The organism is Candidatus Limnocylindria bacterium, assembly GCA_036523395.1.
GTDB lineage: Bacteria > Chloroflexota > Limnocylindria > P2-11E > P2-11E > CF-39.
The window spans coordinates 30,913-48,795 of sequence record DATDEH010000044.1 but is presented as its reverse complement, the minus strand read 5'-3'; the positions used below and the strand labels follow the sequence as shown (position 1 = coordinate 48,795).

Sequence of the window (17,883 nt, the reverse complement as noted above, 5' to 3'; positions counted from 1 at the left end):
CCCCCGGTCGCCAGGCGCACCGGAGGACTGGCGGCCATCGGGTCGAGCGCCTGTGGTGGCCAACACGTCGCGCCGCTAGTGGTCGTGCGATGCGCTCGGGGTCCCGTCCACGTGCGCGTGCTCGCCGGCGTGATCGTGGCCGTCCTCGATCGCGTCGTGCGTGTGCTCGATGTAGGTGATGAACACGAACGCGAGGACGGCAAAGATGAGCGGCCAGGCGTAGCTGAGCCCGAGCAGCGAGGGGATCAGCCGCGCTCCCAGCCACGTGAAGCCGGTGAGTATCCCGAGCGCACCCATGATCTGGTGTTGCCGTTCGATGAGCACCGCATCGCCGTGGTGGTGACTGAGGATGAGCACGCCCCCAACCACGAGACCGGTCGGAAACGCTGCGTCCGACCAGGCGCCCGTGAGGTACCCATGCACCCGCCCGAGTTCCGCGACGCTGACGGCGGCCGCACCTGCGTTCATGAGCCGGTGATCGAGCGTGCCATGGTCGGCCCAGGCGCGCAGCCACGAACCGTAGCGGTAGCGCACGTCGGGTTCGGTGTGGAGGAAGAAGTACACGCCGATGAGCCCGAACAGCACGGGCCAGATCGCCAGCAGCCCACGCAGTTCGGTCGACAGCAGCGCGAGGAAGCTCCCGGCCGCCACGCACAGTGCGACCCATCCCAAGATGGCGTGATCTCCTTCCATGTGGTGATGGAGTTCGTGTGCGGTGGGTTCGGCGGTCATCGGTAACCTCCGTAGCAGGGTGAGGCGAATGCCGAGCGCGATCAGACGGGCCACGCGCAGGACGACGCTCTCGGCGGGAAGGAGCAGGACCGGAACCTCCGGGCGCCCGCGCCGCCGGAGTACGGCGTTCGCCGCCTGGAACCCGGAGACCACGGCGCGTTCCATCATCCATGCGCCACGCTCGTCGTGGGTCCAGTCCCCGGCAAGGTACAGCCCTGGCGTGCCCGACTCCGCCCCGGGCCGGAAGGGATGCTGTCCAGGTCCGTAGCGGGTGAACAGTCGCTGGAAGCGATTGATGGTGTACGAGCGCAGAGCCTCCCGTCGGTACCCGTGACTGATGTGCGCGAGATCGGCGAATACCGTGTCCAGCACGGTCTCATCACTGGCTCCAAACAACGCGTCGGGTCGGTAGCCTTGCACCTCGATGACGGTGCCTTCAGCGTCGATCTGCGCGTCGAAGCTGTTGATCCGGAAGAAGTTGTCGATGACCGCAAACTCGGGAGTGAACGCGGACTCGATCTCCGGTAGTGGATCGCAGGAGCGATCGAACCAGAGCCGGACGATCAGCTCCGGTGTGGTGTCGAGGTGGCCGATGTCGTGTCGCAACCGGGTCGCCAGGTCCACGCTCTCGGCCACAACGGCCTGCGCTGACGCGAGGTCAGTCGCCAGGATCACATCGGAGCACGGCTCCGCCCGCGGGGCCGATGGACCCCACAGAACGATGTCCGGACCCTCGACCGTCGATCGCACAGCGCGCAGCGGACGCGTCGGCGGTCCATTGACGACCGCGCCCGCTTGGTCGAAGCGCCCACCGTGACAGGGGCAGCTGAACCCGCTCGCGGCCGCATCCCAGGCCACCGTGCAGCCTTGGTGTGTGCACATCGCGCTCAGGGCGCGCACCGCCGAGCCGACACGCCCGACCATGACGGGCCCGCCGGATGTGGTCACGGGGACGAACCCTTGGCTCGGCACTGACGCGGTGGGGACCCGACCCAGCACGACTTCTGAGGCGGCTTCGACGGCAGGCGCACCGCTCACCGACAGGTGCACGCCCGTCAGCCGACCGTCCTCGACCCGCACGCTGCGCAGTGCGGTGTCGAACCGGAGCTCGCCACCGCGAGCGGCGATCGCTCGACCGATCGGGGCAAAGAGCACCTCCGCGGGCAGCCCCCGCGCCCACCGCGCCAAGGCCGACCGCTGGTCTCGGATCATGTACAGCTGCAAGCCGCTGAGGCCGCAGGCCGCCGATACGCGGTCGGGCGTGGTGAAGTCGAACGACAGGATGAACGGCGTGAGCAGCAGACGCTGAACAGTGGGCGACACGCCACAGAAGTCCATCAGCGCCTGGAAGGAGAAATCGTCGTACCTCCCGTAGTCGGTGCGATGGTCGAACGCCAAGGTGTGGATGAAGAAGGAGAACAGACTGAAGAAGTCGCGCTTCGACAGGAACGGGGCACGAAAGAACTGCACGATGAGGAAGAGTGGACTCGGAAGATCCGTCGCCAGTGTTGTGAGGGAATGCCGCGTGCCGTTGGGCTCGACCAACGTACTCGACCTCGCCTCGACGAGCGCCGCAGACGGATCAACGTCAGCCCAGCGCAAGAGCTGATCGAAGTTGATGTAGTTGACCCACCAGCCGTGTACGCCATGCTCGAGCGAGCGGTCTTGCGCGCGATGACTGTTGACCTTGCCACCCAGCAGGCCCGCGCGCTCAACGACGCGCACGGGGATGCTGCCTCGCGCAAGAGCGAGCGCCGCGGCTAGTCCCGCCGGTCCAGCGCCGATCACGTACACGGGGTCGGGCGGGTCCGCACCGGTCATGGCAGGCGGCTGCTGCTGCGCGCTCGCATCACCCTGGCGCGCAGCACACCGTCGGCGACACGCGCTGACAGCTGCGCACTCGACGCGGGGAGGCGCTCGACAAGGCTGTGCCACAACTCCCATGGGCGCGGCCCAGCGTTGAAGATGAACGCGGCACTGACGACGGCAGGTGCGCTCAAGACCACGAGGAACAACAGCTCCTCGAACGGAAACACGTACGGCCCGACCTGGAGACTGCCGATGTAGGTCCCAGCGAACGACCAGTACCCGTGCTCGAGCGCGAGGAGTTCGTAGACGAACACGAAGGCCGCGGCCGCCGCGCTCACGCGCACGAGTTCACCGATGAGGCGCCGATCGAGCGCGATGGCCAGCGCGATGACGGGCAGCTCAAGCGCGAGACCCGCCTTGAGGTACACGTAGTCGACGAAGAGCGGTTGCGCGAACGGCGCGAGGGCCGTCCCAATGGCAAGGAAGAACGCTCCTTCCAACAAGCCGCGAGCGGCGGGTCGGACCGGTGGCACAACGCGCGCGAAGAAGCGGCGATGGACGGCAAGCACTAGCGGGAAGTAGAGCGCCGTCCACTGTGCTTCCTCGAACGCAATCTCTGCCGGTAGTCGTGGGAGCAGGCTGTGCGCGCGCCAGCCACCGTACCGTTCGGCGAGCGAATCGAACGCGACCACCGCGAGCAACACGAGCAGCAGCACGAACTCGAATCGAATCCCGCGGCGCACCGCTGGCTGCCGCACGAGATACAGGAGTGGACCGGCGAGGATGAGCAGGTTCGTGAACAGCCAGGGCCAACCGGACCACCACGCGACAACGATGCCAGCGAGAATCAGCGCTCCGAGCGCGAAGGCGTCCCGTGCATGAGCTGGTCGTGCACCGATCTGAACCACCGCGGCCCCGGCGTCAGCTGAGGCGGACGGCACGTGCGCTCTCCGGCGCATCGGCGTCGCGGCGCGCGCGCCGCATGGTTCGTGTGCCGGGCAGCACCCTGCCGAGATCGGGTGGGCCGTACACGAGGAGAGCCACTCGAGCACTGGCCACGAGCCGTCGCAGCCAGTCGCGCTCGTGTCGGAACAGATACCAGAGGTAGCGGGCGAACAGCCGCAGGTCGGATCTGGCAGGGAAGATCAGCTGCGGATGGAATAGGGCAAAGAGCGGGAACTCGATCGCCTCTTCGTGCGTGAGCGGATAGAACGGTCGGCCGGCTAGTCGCGTGCGCAGGATCTCCGCGATCACGGGCGCATCGAAGAACTCGGCCGCCATGGTCGATGCCCAGGCGCGCCCTCGTGGCGTGAGGTCGTACCCGTCCCCACTCGCCGTGAGGAGGCCGCGGTCTGCGAACGAGTCGAGCTGCGCGCCGAACGCGTCCTCTACGTCCTGCCCGAAGGACGCGGTGAAGCGACGTGCGTCGATCGTGAAGTCTTCGAGTGACATGACCATGAAGCGCTCCATGCGTTGCCGCGGGGTCGGATCGTGGTACGCAGCGATCCCATGGCCAACGCGGGCGACTTGATCGAAGTACCGCTTGCGGCCGATCGCGTTGATGAACGGCCGCCCGTTCAGCAGGCTGTAGGACGACAGGCCCGCGCCGACGATGTGCAGATGCTGATCGCGGAGCTCGCTCTGACGGCCGAGCAGTCGATTCTCGTAACCGGGCTGGTCCCAGACGAAGAGGTTGCGCTGCCGGTAGCCGTGGCTAGCGAGGACCTCCTCGGCGAGGGTGTACTGGGCAGCGCGGCGGCGCGGATCGGGCTCGACCCGCCGCGCACCCTGCGCAACCTCCCCGTACAGCTGTGTGCCGTGTGCTACCACCGTCTCGTACACGTCCACGCCCTGCGGATTGATGTCCCCCGTCGTGCGGAGGTCCTGCTCCCAGGCACGCTCGTCCTGGCCCGGCAGCGAGTACATGAGGTCGAGGTTGAAATGCGTCAGCCCGACCGCGCGCGCGTCGTCAACGCAGCGACGGATGTCGGCTTCGGTGGGCGTCAGGTTCAGCGCGGCGCGCAGTGTGGGATCGAACGTCTGCACACCAGTGCTCACGCGATCAAATCCCAGCGACCGCACGAAGCGGAGCTTGTCCTTTGTCAGCGAGCCCACGTGCCCTTCGAACGTCCACTGCGCCGCGGGACTCACGTCGAACGAGCGACGGATCAGCGCGACGAGCGCCGCGAGGTGATGGTCGGGAACGACCGAGGGCGTGCCGCCGCCGAAGTAGACGTTCTCGACGCGCAGGGCCCGGATGAGCGCGCGCTGACTCAGGTCACGCAGCTCGGTGGTCAGCGCGGAGAGGTAGGTGTCGACGGCGCCGGCACTTCGTAGCTCAAACTTGTAGATCGGGCAGAACGTGCAGATGGTGGCGCAGAAGGGAAGGTGGATGTACAGCTGGGCGCGAACCCCGCCTTGCGGCGCCTCTGCGAGGAGCGCGCTCGCGACCGAGGGTTCGATGTCGGTGAGCGGAGGCGGATACAGGTGTTTGCCCGGGTTGGGCAGGCGCAGGGCGTAGGGTGCGCGCGCGGGGTTCATCGAGCCAGCGCCACGTTCAGCCGGTTGGCCGCGTTCTGCGCCGCGGTCAGCAGCACGAGGTCGAGAATCTCTACGTCGGTCGTGCCCAGCTGCTTGAGTCGCAGGACCTGCGCATCAGTCGTCGTGCTGGCGCTGCGCGTCAGGTCGCGCGCAAACTCCAAGTGCCGCGCCTCTCGCAGGGCCTCCCATCGCATCGCGTCAGGAGCGATCGCATCGCCGCGGAGGATCGCAGCGACGCACCGACGGAGTTCCGGCGCACCGCCGAGCGCGTCCCCCGCGGTCGCGGTCGCCTCGCCGTCGCCATTGATCGTCCCCGTTAAGAGTTGAATCGCCAAACGCAGGCGTCGGGGCACGCTCGAGGCGGTCAGCAGCGCGCGCGTGAGCGCGGCCTGACCAGCCAGGATGTGCGGCCGCACAGCGAGTCGCGCGAAGTAGGAGGGGAGCGGGCCGGCGCCGCTCTCACGCAACTGGTGCGAGAGCGTAGCGAGCACCTCCGCCGGCTCGTCAGACCGAAGGTCGAGCGGAGCGAAGTTCATCCGGACGCGCATCGCCGTGCTCACCGCCCAGCGCGCCAGACGCCCAACGATGCGATGACCATCGATCATGTCCGGGATCTCGCACGGCACACCCAGCCCGTCGGCGACGCGGTTCGCGAAGTTGAAGCCCGCGACGACCGTGGCCGCCTCGACCACCTCGCCCTGGTCAGTCAAGAACCTGCTCACCGCCGCACGCTCACGTCCGTCGAATGTGGCGGGCGCGCGGGTCAGGCGGTCGGCGTAGCGGATCAGGGCGATCTCGCGGGGCGAAACGGCGGCCGCATCGCCGTCGCGGATGATCTGGGCGATCGTTCCTGGTCGGGTTCCTGCAGCCTGCAGGAACAAACTGTGGGCTTGCATTCAGTACGCGCACGCCCCCGCGCGTGAGGTAGCGACCGCCAGCAGCTCCTTCTCCGCGCGAGAGAGCGTCCCGGCTTCGAGTGTGAAGCGCATGCCCTCGCCCATGAGGCGCACCCACTGCGGACGCAAGCTGCAGACTTGGACCAGCTTCCCCACACGTGGCATGTAGCCCTGAACGTCGCGATAGGCCGCAGCCAGATCACCACGTGCACGCCCGGGCGAGATCACCGCGATGCGCGTCACCCTTCCTCCTGCACGCCTGACGCTCGGTGGCTACCTGGGTCTAGTGCGCTTTAGTAGTAGTAGCACTGTCAAGCGCTCGGACGTTCGGGCTGTCGCTGGCCGCGCCCAGCGGACGCGGTGCGCTGAGTCGAGCGTGGAGAGCCAAACTGGCACGCACGGCTGCCGGTGCGCTGCGCGAGAGACTTCCTGGCGCGACGCCCCAACCTCAAGAAAAGCCAAGCATTACTGTCGTCGCTCGACGGTTCGGTCCGCGAAGGCGAGCTGGGGGTAGGGATGACGAGCGGGCAAGTAGTGGGCAGCGGCGTGGGGTTCGGTGACCACCCGGTGTGGGAAGGTCTCACCGATACTCCGCGCCCGCGCGGATGGGGGAGCTACCAGGACCCCGTGATGGGGCACCTCTCGCTGCCGCCCTTGCTGCGACAGGCGATGGATCTGCACGCCGTCCAGCGCCTACGATCCATCCGCCAGAATTCCGGGCTCGAGCTCGTGTTTCCTGGCGCAACGCACACGCGGTTCGAGCACAGCGTCGGTGTCATGTGGCTCGCCGGACAAGCCCATGACACGCTCGCGCACAAGCGGAACGCCCGCCTCCGCGAGGGACGCCAGCCCGAGTGGCCGGGGCTGGGTGTCGCCACCAAGCTTGCGGTGATGTTCGCCGGACTGTTCCACGACGTAGGGCACGGGCCTTATAGCCACACGCACGAGGAGTATCAGAAGCGCGAGCCCGCGCTCGGCAAGCGCCACGAGGAGCGCAGCCTGACGATCATCAAGTCCGATCAACGCGACATCAAGCTCTTCCTGTTCAAAGTGTTCGCGGAGATTCGAGACGACGACCCCCAGGCGGCGCTGGTGCTCGCAGCCAACGTCGCGGCGCTGGCGCAGGCGCAGGAACCATCCAGTGGACTCGAGCCCTGGACGTTCCTCGGCAGCATCGTGAAAGCCGACGTGGACGTGGACCGCCTTGATTACTTGCGCCGCGATGCGTTTCACACCGGCGTGCCGATCGGCGTCGAGCCCGGAGAGATGATCGCAGCGTTCACCCTGGCACAGGTCTCCGCGTCGGAGCGTGAGTACCTGTACTCCAACGCGGAGCAGCCATGGAAGTCGGGGGACCCAGAGCCGGGCGGCGCGTCGCGTTGGACTCTCAAGCTCGAGCAGCACGTGGCACCGGCTGTCGAGCGCATGCTCTCCACCCGCGACATGGCCTACCGCGCGATGTACTACCACCGCACGAACCGCGCGGTACAGGAGATGCTCATCCTCGCGATGCAGCGGCTCACCGATCGCGCGCCGGAAACCGGCGCCAACACGGGAACCGCGCCGTCTGACCTCGACGAGATGACCGACGCCGAACTGCTCGGCTCCATTGACCAGACGGACCCGCTGTTGCATCGCTTGTACACCGGTTTGCGCGAACGCCGCTTGTACGAGCCCATCGGCTGCGCGCTGCGCGTCGCGGGGTGGCCGGAAGCCGCGCTCACCGAGCTGCGTGAGCTGCGGCGCGCTGGGAGCATCCGCCTGCGCCAGCGTATGAAGGCGGTCACGGCCGCAGTCGGCATCGAGTGGGTGGGCCGTTCACCGGGTCGCGTCATCACCGACGTGACAGACACACCCGTCGTCGACCAATTCGCCTACCGCACGAGGATGTTCTGGAGTGGCGACGGCCAGGTCGTCACATTCACCGACGATCGCAAGTCCGGCGATACGCCGGCGCCTCGACAATCCGCGCGTGTCGGGTACTCGCTGCTTGAGCTGCTGCCGCACCTACGCCGAAGACACGGCGTGGAGTGGGAGAGCGGTACGAAGCGCGACCTGCACCTCGAGTACATGCGGGAGATTCAGGTCGTCCTGTTCTTCGTTCCGCCGGAGTTCCTCGAGGAGATCCATGGGCTGATCCGGGACCAAGAAGGTGAGGCACGCGCCCGAGCGTGCGACGATGCGTACAAAGCCAAGCTCGAACCCATCCTCCGCGGCCTGTGGACGGAGGTGCAGGGCGCCAACAACTTTCCTGCCGAAGTCACCACCCAGCCGGGCGGTTGGGACACATCGTTCGAGGAGGCGGCGGAGCAACTGAGGAAGTGGCTGCGCTCAGAGGCATTTCCCACCGAGGGCAGCCGGCGCAGCTAGGTCGTGGCGGGCCGCTCCAACTCGCGCATCTCCGCGAGGTCGCGGTCAAGCGCACGCTGCGTGATCTCTTGACTGCGCCGCACGCTGCGTTCGACAAGATCGCGGTCGACCAAGTACCGCGGTAAGACCCGCTTCGCGATTGCTCGCAGTTCCACGACAGCGGTTGCCCTGCTGGCTTCGTCTAGCCACGCGCGGCCGCGCGTGGATACCGTCAGCGGGGAGTGCCGTTCCGCGTACCCCGACGCCTCGAGTTGGGCAAGGTCGATCTCGAATTCTCCGGACGTGGGCCCTGGGCTGAATCGGTACTGATAAGCGCAACCGAGCACCTCTGCGTCCGGATCAGTCCCGAGGAGATAACACAAAGCGCTGAGATCTCTGGGTGCGAGCGGCTGCTGCTGCTGAGCAGCTTCATCTGCGATGACCAAGATCCGCGCAAGATCGGATGCCGCCACGGCCGTGGCCTCCGGTGCGGTCGGCGCGCGCGTCTCGGCCATCAGCACACCGCTCCCCATGTGGCCCCCACCCCCACTCCCCCCGCGTGAAGCGGCGAGTGTACGGGGCAGTTGACGCAGCTCATCTGTCCACAGCGTGTGGATAACCAGGTTCGGCGCCAAGACCTGGAACGACTGCCCACATTGGCCATTCCGGTACCACCCATTCCACGACGCGCCTGCTCGACCGACGGACAAACGCCATCTTACCGTCGCAAGTCGACAAATACTAGGTCGGCGATGTCCCCGAAATAGTGGCATGCCGCCCTAGGGCGGTCGCCATTTATCATCGTCGTGCATGGGTTTTGCGACGAAGAAACCATCTTTCTCCGTCGCCACGGCAGGGAGGAACATTGGGCGGGTCCCATAACCGACCGAACTATCCGATGCTCGACGCGACCCACCGCGTGCTGGCCGATCACGGCGGGGCCCAGCCTGCAGAGGTGGCGTCGAAGCTGCGCGCTCGCGGCTACGAGGCGACCCGTCAGAGTGCGCGCGACTGGATCACGAATCTCCAGGATCGTGGGTTGGTGGACAAGAACCGACGCAGTCTGATCTCGCCGCTCTACCAGGCCTACCTGCTGGTCGACCTGCCCGATCCGGAGCGTCGCCCCCAGCTCGACGAGCGCGTTCGGGCCCATGACGAGGCAGTGCGCCGAATGGCCCTCGCGGGCGACCGTGAGGCGCCGAGGTTCCAGCAGCTCCCGCTGTTCCTCCTCCGCGAGGAGTCACGCGTCGAAGAACTGTTCGGCCACCCGAACCTCCTCATTCGTACCCGCGTGACCTTCGACGGCTTGCGTGAGCTCGACCGCACGTACCGGCAACTCGGCGCTCGGGTCGAACGATCGGCGCTTGTCGTGATCGAGGCAGCCTAGTCAACCGATCGGCGTATGGGCGCGACCGCGACAGCGGTTGGTCTCTGAGAGGCTGCGGCTGCACGCGGTGTAGCTGGGTCTTCCGCGTTCGCCGTCGCGAACATCTTCGTACACTCGCGAAGGCCGATGCCGCGTGTCCCGAGGAGGTACTGCACCTCCAGCTCGCGCACCGAGCGTGACGACGGCGTAGCTCGCAAGTCGAGCTGTTGATCCGTCAGAGCAAGGCACGCATCCATCAAGCGCAGGTTCCCCCACTTGTCGTAGCGAAGGCAGTCAGCGAGACCCCTGCTCACGGCTCCTGCAATTCTGAGCGGTTAGCTGGCATTGTAGAACGGCCGTTCGCTCAACTTTGGCGGCCGCCACTTAACTCGTTCGGTGCCGCCGCCGGTTTTCTCGCGAATCGTGGCCCGCCTCGCGAGCGGACGAGAATCATCAGGCTGTTGTCAAGCGGCGTTCATCGCTGTACACCGATGCTCAAATCCAGGCGGGGAGGGCTCACGTGGCAGACAAGGCGCAGTTCGAGATCTTTAAGGACAAAGCCGACCCCAGCAAATTCCGCTTTCGCTTCCGCGCAACGAACGGGCGAAATCGTGGCTCAGTCCGAGGCTTACAGCAGCAAGGACTCAGCGAAGAACGGCATCCGTGTCATCCGCACTGAGGCGGCTGGCGCCATTGACCAAGACCTGACTTAGCGTCCACGGGGGTTCGGCTCTTGCGAAGTGGAAGAAGGCTGCAGTAGATGAGTATTGAGTCCCCGAGTGTCCGCCGATGCGCCGACTGATGCTCGACCTCGCTGGTCGGCCTGAAGTCTTCGGCGTTCCGGAGGCGGGCGGGAGTAGTTCACGCGGCATGTCGAAAGATGCGAGGAGTCCCAAAGCAAGAGCGAGCACTCTCGCCTTCGTCCAGTCTCTTGCGCACGAGGTTGGTCAACGGCCGTCTGTGACGTTGTCGAGCTTCCTGTCTGAGCGTCATGAGTGCGACCGCGATCAGCTCACGCCGGGGGTGGCGTGTAGAGGTAATCGCGAAATCCCAGCAAGAGTTCGAGGAGCGTCTCCCAAAATATCCGTCGCTACGGATGCCGGAGGAGAAGCACTCAATGCCCAGGCCGCCTAAGCGTCCCGCGAGGAGTTCAACTAAGCGATCCCCCAGATATGCAAAGGCTGACGGTGGGCGGGTGCTTGGCGGAGAACAAGACAAGCGGGACGAGCGCCTTGCGCACTTCTACTCGACGCGAGTAGACCGCAAAGGCGCCCTAAGGACAGGCATCTACTTCGAAGCGTCACGTCTTCGTCACCGCATCGAGCGCGAACGTGATGAACGGCGCGGCGAGGCCCCTCCGGCCCCGCCCGGTGCTGCGCCGACGGCCGTGAATTGGACACCCATCGGTCCAACCGTGGTTGCATTTGGTCAGGCGACCACCGACCCCGCGGTCAGTGGGCGCATCACTGCGCTTGCTGTCGGACCGAGCGGCACGCGTGTGTACGCCGGCTCCGCTAATGGTGGCGTCTGGCGTACCGAGGACTCGGGGGCGAGTTGGGTACCGATCGACGACTACTTCGCGAGCGGTTCACCGCAGCCGACCGAGGCAGACTCACTTGCGGTCGGAGCACTCGCGGTCCAGTTTGGGGCGACGGCGGCCGCAGATGTCATCTACGTCGGCACGGGCGAGTCGAATCAGTCAGCGGATTCATACCTCGGCGTCGGAATTCGACGCTTCGGCCCGCCGACCGGTGGGGGCGCACCTGCCTGGACGCTCGAAGCGACGAACCTCGCAGGTCGCTGGATCTCGCGCGTCATCATCGATGCCGACACGCCGGCAACGGTCTATGCCAGCGCCAGCAACGGGCTCTTTACGCGGCCTGCGGGCGGAGGCGTTGCCTGGACCGCGCTGACACCGCCGACAGTTCCGGCCGACCTGCGCGCAACTGATCTCGCCGCGGCGAGCACCGGCGCTGATCGTCGCTACTACGTCGCGTATGCGGGCGGCGTCGTGTGGATGCTCGACCCCTCAACGACCACATGGACGCAGCTCACCGGTGTCGTCGCCGCAGCCGGGCAGTGGGTCACGCTCGCGGCAACGCGTGTTCCGGGAGGAGCCGCCACCCAGCGGGTCGTGTATGCGCTGACGCAGGCAGGACGGTTGTTCCGCCTCGCGCCGGGTACCACGGCATTCGTCGAAGTCAGTGGAATGCCGGCGAACAGTGCTGGTGTCAGCGCGGTCGTTGCCGGCGGCCAGGGTTGGTACGACCTCTTTGTCGAGATCGAGCCGGGTACCGCGGACTCTGTCTGGGTCGCTGGTGACTTCACGTTCACGAGCGGTCAATACAACCTCTCGCTCTGGCGTGGCGGACTGACCGGCACGGGTGGGGCGACCCCAAGCTTCGGCTTCACCAACACTGCGACGCCCTCGGCCGATGCCACGTACCGCGGACTCAACATCCATGCCGATGGTCACGCGATCGCGTTCCCGAGCAATGCGCTCGCGACACCGGTGTGGATCGGGTGCGATGGCGGAACGTTCTCCTCAGCCACGGGGGCCAACGGCACCTTCTTACCTCGCAACACTGGGCTCGCGATCACGGAGATGAACTACATCGCGCAGCGGCCCGACACAGATGCCGTCGTCTTGGCGGGTTCCCAAGACAACGGCACCGTGCGTTTCCGCGGCGAGCCGGCCTGGTTCGAATCGCCGCGTGGCGACGGCGGGGGGGTGACTATCGACCCGAACAATCAGTACCGCGTCATGCGGCAGTACGTGCGTGCGGGAACGTGGAGCGGCGGGGCTACGCTGCCGACTTTTCAGCCCGGCCTTTCCGTCGCGATCGATGGCGGTGCAGGCGCGCTCTCATGGAGCGGTCTGGGTTTCCCGCCTGCTGGCGCGGCGCCGACACTGGCGCAGAAGACCGCCGTCAACGTCGAGGACAGTCGCACGGGGTTCTACGGACCACTTGCCGCAGCCGACAACGCGGGAACGACCGTCGCGGCATTCGGGACGAATCGCCTCTGGTATACGCGCGACTGGGGCGCATCGTGGGTGACCCTGCCGACCGGCACGAATCCGTATGCGGCCGGTGGGAGCAATCTCACTCAGGACGTTCTCGACGATGCCGCACCGACCGTCCTATGGACCGGCGGCGGCACCCCTCCCAGTCCCGTCACGGCGATCGCGTTCGCAGCCGGAACGCGCACGTTCGCCTCGACGCGCAACCAGGTATGGCGGTTCGACGACACCGGCGGAAGCGGCGGCCCCTTCTCGATAACGGCTCTTCCGACGACTGGGTTGCCCGCAGGTCGCGTCATTACCGCGCTCGCGGTGGCCGACGCCGCGACCGGGAGCGTGTATGCGGCGCTCGGTGGAAGTAGCGGCTCGCACATCTTCTTCTTTGCCGGCGGCGCGGCCACGACCTGGAACGACACGAATCTGAATGCGGCGGGCATCACGCTGAACGTTCCTTGTCACGGGGTTGCGGTTGACCCTGCGAACACGAGCATCGTCTTCGTCGGAAGCGATGTCGGCGTCTGGCGCGGACAGAAGACCGGCGCCATAACCTGGACCTGGGCGCTCTTCTCGCAAGGGCTTCCCGAGGCAGCCGTGACCGATCTCGCGGTGCACTCTCGGGCACGCCTGCTCCGCGCCGCCACGCACGGCCGGGGTCTGTGGGAAATCGAGATCGACGCGGCAGCGTTGCCTTCTCCGGAGATCTACCTGCGCGTGAATACCGCCGACGCGGGCCGGGTCTCGGGAGGAAGCCGGCGCCCCTGGGTGGAGAACCATCAGGATCCGACTCGAGCGGGCTTCAACGTGTGGCATTGGATGAGCGCCGACATCAAGGTGCGACGCCCTTCCCTCGTCGGGCTACCCGCGGTCGGCTCGCCGCCGGACTTGCTCGACTTCGCCGTCAATGTTGGGGACTACGTCGACACGGGGAACATCGAGACCACCGATCCCGCCACGAATCGGATCTTCGTGCAGGTGCACAACCGCAGCTTGACCGAGGTTGCGAGCGGTGATGTGAGGACGCTCCTTCTGATCACGGATGCCGCGCTCGGGTTGCCGGTCCTGCCGACCAACTACGCCACGCACATCGTCGCGGGGGACAATCCCAATCGTCCGGCCGGTTGGCTCGCGGGCAGCCAGTGGTGGGCCGGGGATTTCACGACGCCATACAGGACCGTGAACGGCGCGCTGACAGCGCGCATGGCGCGCGTGGTGGATTTCAATGTCGACCTGACGCCGCTCGCCTTGCCTGCAACGCACGTGCACGTTTGCGCGGCGGCGTTCGCTACAACGATCTCCGCCCTGGACCAGCTCACGTCAACTCAGAGCTCTCTTGATCTCCTTACGATGAGTGATCGTCACGCCGCGCATCGCAACCTGCATGTGGTCGCTGTGGGCACGAAGCCGACACCTCCCGCGGGCGGTGGTCCGCCGCCGCAGACATTCATGCTCGATGTGCACAACCCTTTCAGGCGTGAGGCGAGGTTCGAAATCATCTTCCAACGACGCTCGTTCAGGGGCGAGCTTTCGATGATGCTTGGCGGGTTGGGCAAGGGCGCGAAGCTCGAGCTGCGAGATTGGACGCGGACCACGACCGACAAGCTCCCGCCACCTGCGCGCCGCCAATGGAGTCAGTGGTGGAAGGCGCTCCAGGGCAATATCGATGAGTACCGCAAGCTGATCTCCGAGCCGAAGGAGCTGCGGGCCGATGTGGATCTGGGGATCCATCGGCTGCGCAAGCTCGCGGAGCTGGTACCTGACCGCTGCTACGTATTGGGAGAGTCAGCGGCGCCTACGTTCGCACTGAGCCTCGCCGGCAACTCCCGCGTGACCGCGGCGTTCACCTGGACACCAGCGCGCGATGCCCGGGCTGGCGACATGTACCGTCTCGACGTGATGCAGCGGCTCAACGAGCGGGTCGTCGGTGGAAGCACCTATTACTTCGCGGTCACCGAACCGTGAGGCTCTCGTACATGAGGACAGGCGTTGCCTAACTGCTCCGTCCAGATCTACTTCATCGACTCCATCGTCGCGGGTCTGAACCCGATCGCGATCCGAGTCGCCGTCTTGCTCGCGAACTGTCCTGGTGGCAACGTCGTCGTCAGAACGGACCACACCGGGCAGAGTCCGCCCACAGCTGTCGGCGCGACGGGCGCTACCATCGAGCTCCCAGTCACGGTGCCGACCAGCTGCGAGGACAAGATCCTGGTCGAAGCCTGGTGCGACCAGGATCCGGCGTGCAGGGACACGAAGACGTTGGCGCTGCCCTGCACGCAGTGCGTACGAGCGGTCGTAAGTGCCGCGCAGGGTCAGTGCATCGGGAACCCGCCACTCCAGCCGGTCACCCTATCGGCACAGATCGGTCTCGTGCCGGGGCAGTCGACGCAGTTCTATTTCGACTATGACCATGGGGGCGCGACCGGAGCGGTCTTCACGGTCACCAATAACACGACCACGGCGAATACGGTCTTCAACCACGTCGAGCCGCCCTACAACTACCCACCTGGTAACTACGTCCCCAGGCTTCGGATCGTTCCACCCCCAAACGAATGCGGTCCCTTCCCGCTGCCGATCAAAGTCCAGTGTGCCCCGACCTGCCCAAGCGCCTCGGGCGCGTCGGCGACGGACAAAGGCTGCGTCGTGGTCACCGGACAAGGAAAGAAGCGTCGCTTCGAGCTCAGCGTCACGGTTACGACGACGCCAAGCCCTGCGTCAGCAACGTGGAGCCTGCGCCAGAAGCTGGCGGGTGGCGCATTCGGACCGGTTGTTCCGGGTCCGTCGTTCGGATGCCCGGGCGGCCAGGTAGTTGGACCAGCTGCCCAAATCCCCGCGGGTCCGCAGGTCGTCGATCTGGATCCGGGCGACTACGAGGCGACGCTTTCCTTCCTGTATCCGTTCCAGAACTGTCCTGGGGTCGCGTTGAGCTTCACCGCGGCCGCGTGCCCGCCTGATTGCCCCACCTTCGTCGTGGCGACGCCGACGGTTACCGGATGTGCGCCCAACAACGCCGTCGCCACGTTGAACGCGACGCTGAGCTGGCAAACGGGCCAGGCGGCAGTTCCTGTGAGCGCGTATCTCTGGTCGCTCGAGTGGCTCGACCAATCGGTCAGCCCACCCGTGCCGCGGAAGGCGCAGAACTCGACGCTCGGTCCGACGTTGACGCCTTCCATCAAGTCGAATGATCCAGGTTGGTCCGGGAACGGCGCATCCGGTGGCGTCGTCGATCTAAGCAAACCCGGAAGCTACACACTCACAGTGCAGGCTCTGATCAGCGGCGTCTCGCCGACGATCAGTTGCAACGCCACTTCCACGACGGTTCCGCCGTTCCAGGTTCCGGCGTGCACATGCCCCAAGCCTGTTGTCGCGGGAACCGAATGGACTGTGACGAACACGACCGCGCCGCTCGGCCCCAACAAGTTCCAGACGCTCCCCTGCGATACGGCCGCCGTACAAATCGGCCTCTTTGTCGACCCTGGCAGTTACGCACCTGGCGACCTCGTCTTTGACTGGACGTTCCCGGGTGGCACATCCGTGGCCGGCGGCACCTCGTCTCAGCCTTTCACCTTCACGAACGCCACGCCCGGCACGACGCAGACCCACACGGTGACGGTGACCGTTCGCGTGCCCGGGTCTTCGTGCGCACCGTTCACGCGAACAGTCGACGTCACGGTACCTGGCTGCACTCAGCCCGCAACCGCGCCGACGCTCACGGGTAGTTGCTCGATCAAGACTGGGGCGAGTGGCGCCGGAAGCGTGTCGGTGACATTCGATCAGGACGTCGACAAGACCTCCGCCGAGGACGCGAGTAATTACACCGTCTCGATCGGCGGCGGCGCGGCTATGACGCCGGGCGTGGGGTCAGTCGCCTACGACGCTTCGACGAAGACCGCGACAATCAGTGGCCTTTCGATCAACCCGGGTGACACCGCCAATGTGACCGTCAAGGGCGTCAAGGGAAAGACCGGTCTGGTGATGACGTCGACAGCGACGACGAGCTGCTCGACGCCGAAGACCGGCAGTGGTGGCGGAGGCGGCGGATCGATTTCCCCGTGCGCGATCCTCCTCGTGCTCGCGATCATCTTGCTGCTGCTCGGCGCGGTCGTGGTGGTCATCGGAGTCTGCATCGCCGTCCCGTGGGTTTGGATTGTTGGCGCGATCATCGGAGCCATCGGGCTGATCCTGTTCATTCTCTGGGTAATCTTCTGCGCGGCGCTGACACCTTGCAGCCTGATGCAGACGATGCACTGCATCTTGTTCTGGATCATTGCCGTGGTGGCGCCGATCCTCGTCGCCGTTGCGGCGATCTTCGGTGGCCTTCCCTGCGGCATAGCGGCGGCAGTGGCGTGGGGAGGCTGGGGCACGCTCTACGCGTGGCTGGGCTTCGTCATGGGCAGGGTCGGCTGTCCTCGGATTTGTTGACGTGATGGCCCACGACCTAATACCCGGCAGTAGCGATCTGCGGTGGGTTCTCGCGGAGGTATTCCGAGTGGCCATCGGTCTCGTATGGCTGGTCGCCGCAGCGGCAAAGCTGGCTTCGCCAGCGGCGACGCGCGACAGCGTCCGGCGTCTGGTGGGCGGACCGTCGTGGGCGGTCGGGCTGATCGCGATGGGACTTCCCCCGGCTGAGGCCATGATGGGCGCGCTGCTGCTAGCCGGGATCATGGTGCAAGTAGTGGCGTCACTCAGTACTGCTCTCTTCCTGATCTTCTCTGTGCTCATAGGCAGAGCGGCAGTTCTCGACTCGTTAGGTGGAGCCGGATGCGGGTGCTTCGGGAGACTGGCTGTCGCTAAGAGCGGAGCCGGATCTGGACCTGAAGTCATCGCGCGTAACCTCGTGCTGGCCGTCCTCGCGCTGGCCGTCGCCGGAGCGGGTTGACACCGATAGAACCTCTATTCAGGTGTTCCGCGCCGACACAGACAGTGCATGGGGAGCTGCCGTTCAATCATGTCCTCGAGCACGACGCGACGATACGAAGATCGATCAGCGGATGAACATCTCCAGTGGACTATCTATTCGTCGACTCCCTGAGGATGCCGCGATGCTCAACGCCCTCGACGCGACTGCCGCCGATTACAGTCTGGCGGTTTTGACCCGAGTCGGGCCGGCGATCTGACCGCTAACGAAACATTAGGGGGCGTCACGTCGAGCTGGAAAGCGCGCCGAGGCTAGC

Annotated in this window: 11 protein-coding genes; 5 read left to right on the top strand and 6 right to left on the bottom strand. The window is 66.0% G+C overall.

The genetic code is table 11. The features are described 5' to 3' along the window. Window positions 1-75: 75 nt before the first annotated feature. From VI056_05400 to VI056_05380, 5 genes are all read right to left on the bottom strand, one after another. A complete protein-coding gene (locus VI056_05400) occupies window positions 76-2,553 on the bottom strand; it encodes an FAD-dependent oxidoreductase (GenBank protein HEY6202459.1) in 2,478 nt (825 codons plus the stop codon). Continuing rightward, entirely contained in the window at window positions 2,550-3,482 is a 933-nt protein-coding gene (locus VI056_05395) for a hypothetical protein (GenBank protein ID HEY6202458.1), read from the bottom strand. The genes VI056_05400 and VI056_05395 overlap by 4 nt, the downstream gene beginning before the upstream one ends. Further along, the gene (locus tag VI056_05390; protein ID HEY6202457.1) at window positions 3,463-5,082 is read right to left on the bottom strand and encodes a coproporphyrinogen-III oxidase family protein; all 1,620 of its coding nucleotides are present in this window, start codon (window positions 5,080-5,082) and stop codon (window positions 3,463-3,465) included. Before VI056_05390 ends, VI056_05395 begins: the two co-directional genes overlap by 20 nt. Next, window positions 5,079-5,804, bottom strand: coding sequence for a hypothetical protein (locus VI056_05385; protein ID HEY6202456.1), 726 nt, complete (start codon window positions 5,802-5,804; stop codon window positions 5,079-5,081). Before VI056_05385 ends, VI056_05390 begins: the two co-directional genes overlap by 4 nt. A 174-nt stretch (window positions 5,805-5,978) precedes the next feature. After that, window positions 5,979-6,221 carry a hypothetical protein gene (locus tag VI056_05380; GenBank protein HEY6202455.1) on the bottom strand — a complete coding sequence of 81 codons (243 nt, stop codon included), beginning with the start codon at window positions 6,219-6,221 and terminating at the stop codon, window positions 5,979-5,981. Window positions 6,222-6,494: 273 nt separating this feature from the next. On the opposite strand from VI056_05380, the gene VI056_05375 reads away from it, so the two are divergent. Continuing rightward, window positions 6,495-8,348, top strand: a complete 1,854-nt coding sequence (locus tag VI056_05375) for an HD domain-containing protein (protein ID HEY6202454.1) — start codon at window positions 6,495-6,497, stop codon at window positions 8,346-8,348. On the opposite strand, the gene VI056_05370 is transcribed toward VI056_05375, so the two are convergent. Beyond that, on the bottom strand, window positions 8,345-8,842 hold the full coding sequence (locus tag VI056_05370) for a hypothetical protein (protein HEY6202453.1): 498 nt from the start codon (window positions 8,840-8,842) through the stop codon (window positions 8,345-8,347). The two genes, VI056_05375 and VI056_05370, sit on opposite strands and share 4 nt — an antisense overlap. Before the next feature lie 383 nt (window positions 8,843-9,225). On the opposite strand from VI056_05370, the gene VI056_05365 reads away from it, so the two are divergent. The 4 genes from VI056_05365 to VI056_05350 all read left to right on the top strand — a co-directional run bounded on the left by VI056_05365 (window position 9,226) and on the right by VI056_05350 (window position 17,131). After that, window positions 9,226-9,714: a hypothetical protein gene (locus tag VI056_05365; GenBank protein HEY6202452.1), complete on the top strand. Its 489-nt coding sequence runs from the start codon at window positions 9,226-9,228 to the stop codon at window positions 9,712-9,714. 470 nt (window positions 9,715-10,184) lie between these two features. After that, entirely contained in the window at window positions 10,185-10,406 is a 222-nt protein-coding gene (locus VI056_05360) for a YegP family protein (protein ID HEY6202451.1), read from the top strand. A 701-nt stretch (window positions 10,407-11,107) separates the two neighbouring features. Continuing rightward, complete coding sequence (locus tag VI056_05355; protein HEY6202450.1) at window positions 11,108-14,674, top strand: hypothetical protein; 3,567 nt, start codon at window positions 11,108-11,110, stop codon at window positions 14,672-14,674. 24 nt (window positions 14,675-14,698) lie between these two features. Further along, window positions 14,699-17,131, top strand: a complete 2,433-nt coding sequence (locus VI056_05350) for a hypothetical protein (protein HEY6202449.1) — start codon at window positions 14,699-14,701, stop codon at window positions 17,129-17,131. The last annotated feature ends 752 nt before the right edge of the window (window positions 17,132-17,883 follow it).

What these genes read in the sequence shown, in the direction of transcription:
- VI056_05400 (HEY6202459.1), bottom strand. Translation starts at nt 2,553, where the DNA reads ATGACCGGTGCGGACCCGCCCGACCCCGTGTACGTGATCGGCGCTGGA.
- VI056_05390 (HEY6202457.1), bottom strand. Translation starts at nt 5,082, where the DNA reads ATGAACCCCGCGCGCGCACCCTACGCCCTGCGCCTGCCCAACCCGGGC.
- VI056_05375 (HEY6202454.1), top strand. Translation starts at nt 6,495, where the DNA reads ATGACGAGCGGGCAAGTAGTGGGCAGCGGCGTGGGGTTCGGTGACCAC.
- VI056_05370 (HEY6202453.1), bottom strand. Translation starts at nt 8,842, where the DNA reads ATGGCCGAGACGCGCGCGCCGACCGCACCGGAGGCCACGGCCGTGGCG.
- VI056_05365 (HEY6202452.1), top strand. Translation starts at nt 9,226, where the DNA reads ATGCTCGACGCGACCCACCGCGTGCTGGCCGATCACGGCGGGGCCCAG.
- VI056_05360 (HEY6202451.1), top strand. Translation starts at nt 10,185, where the DNA reads ATGCTCAAATCCAGGCGGGGAGGGCTCACGTGGCAGACAAGGCGCAGT.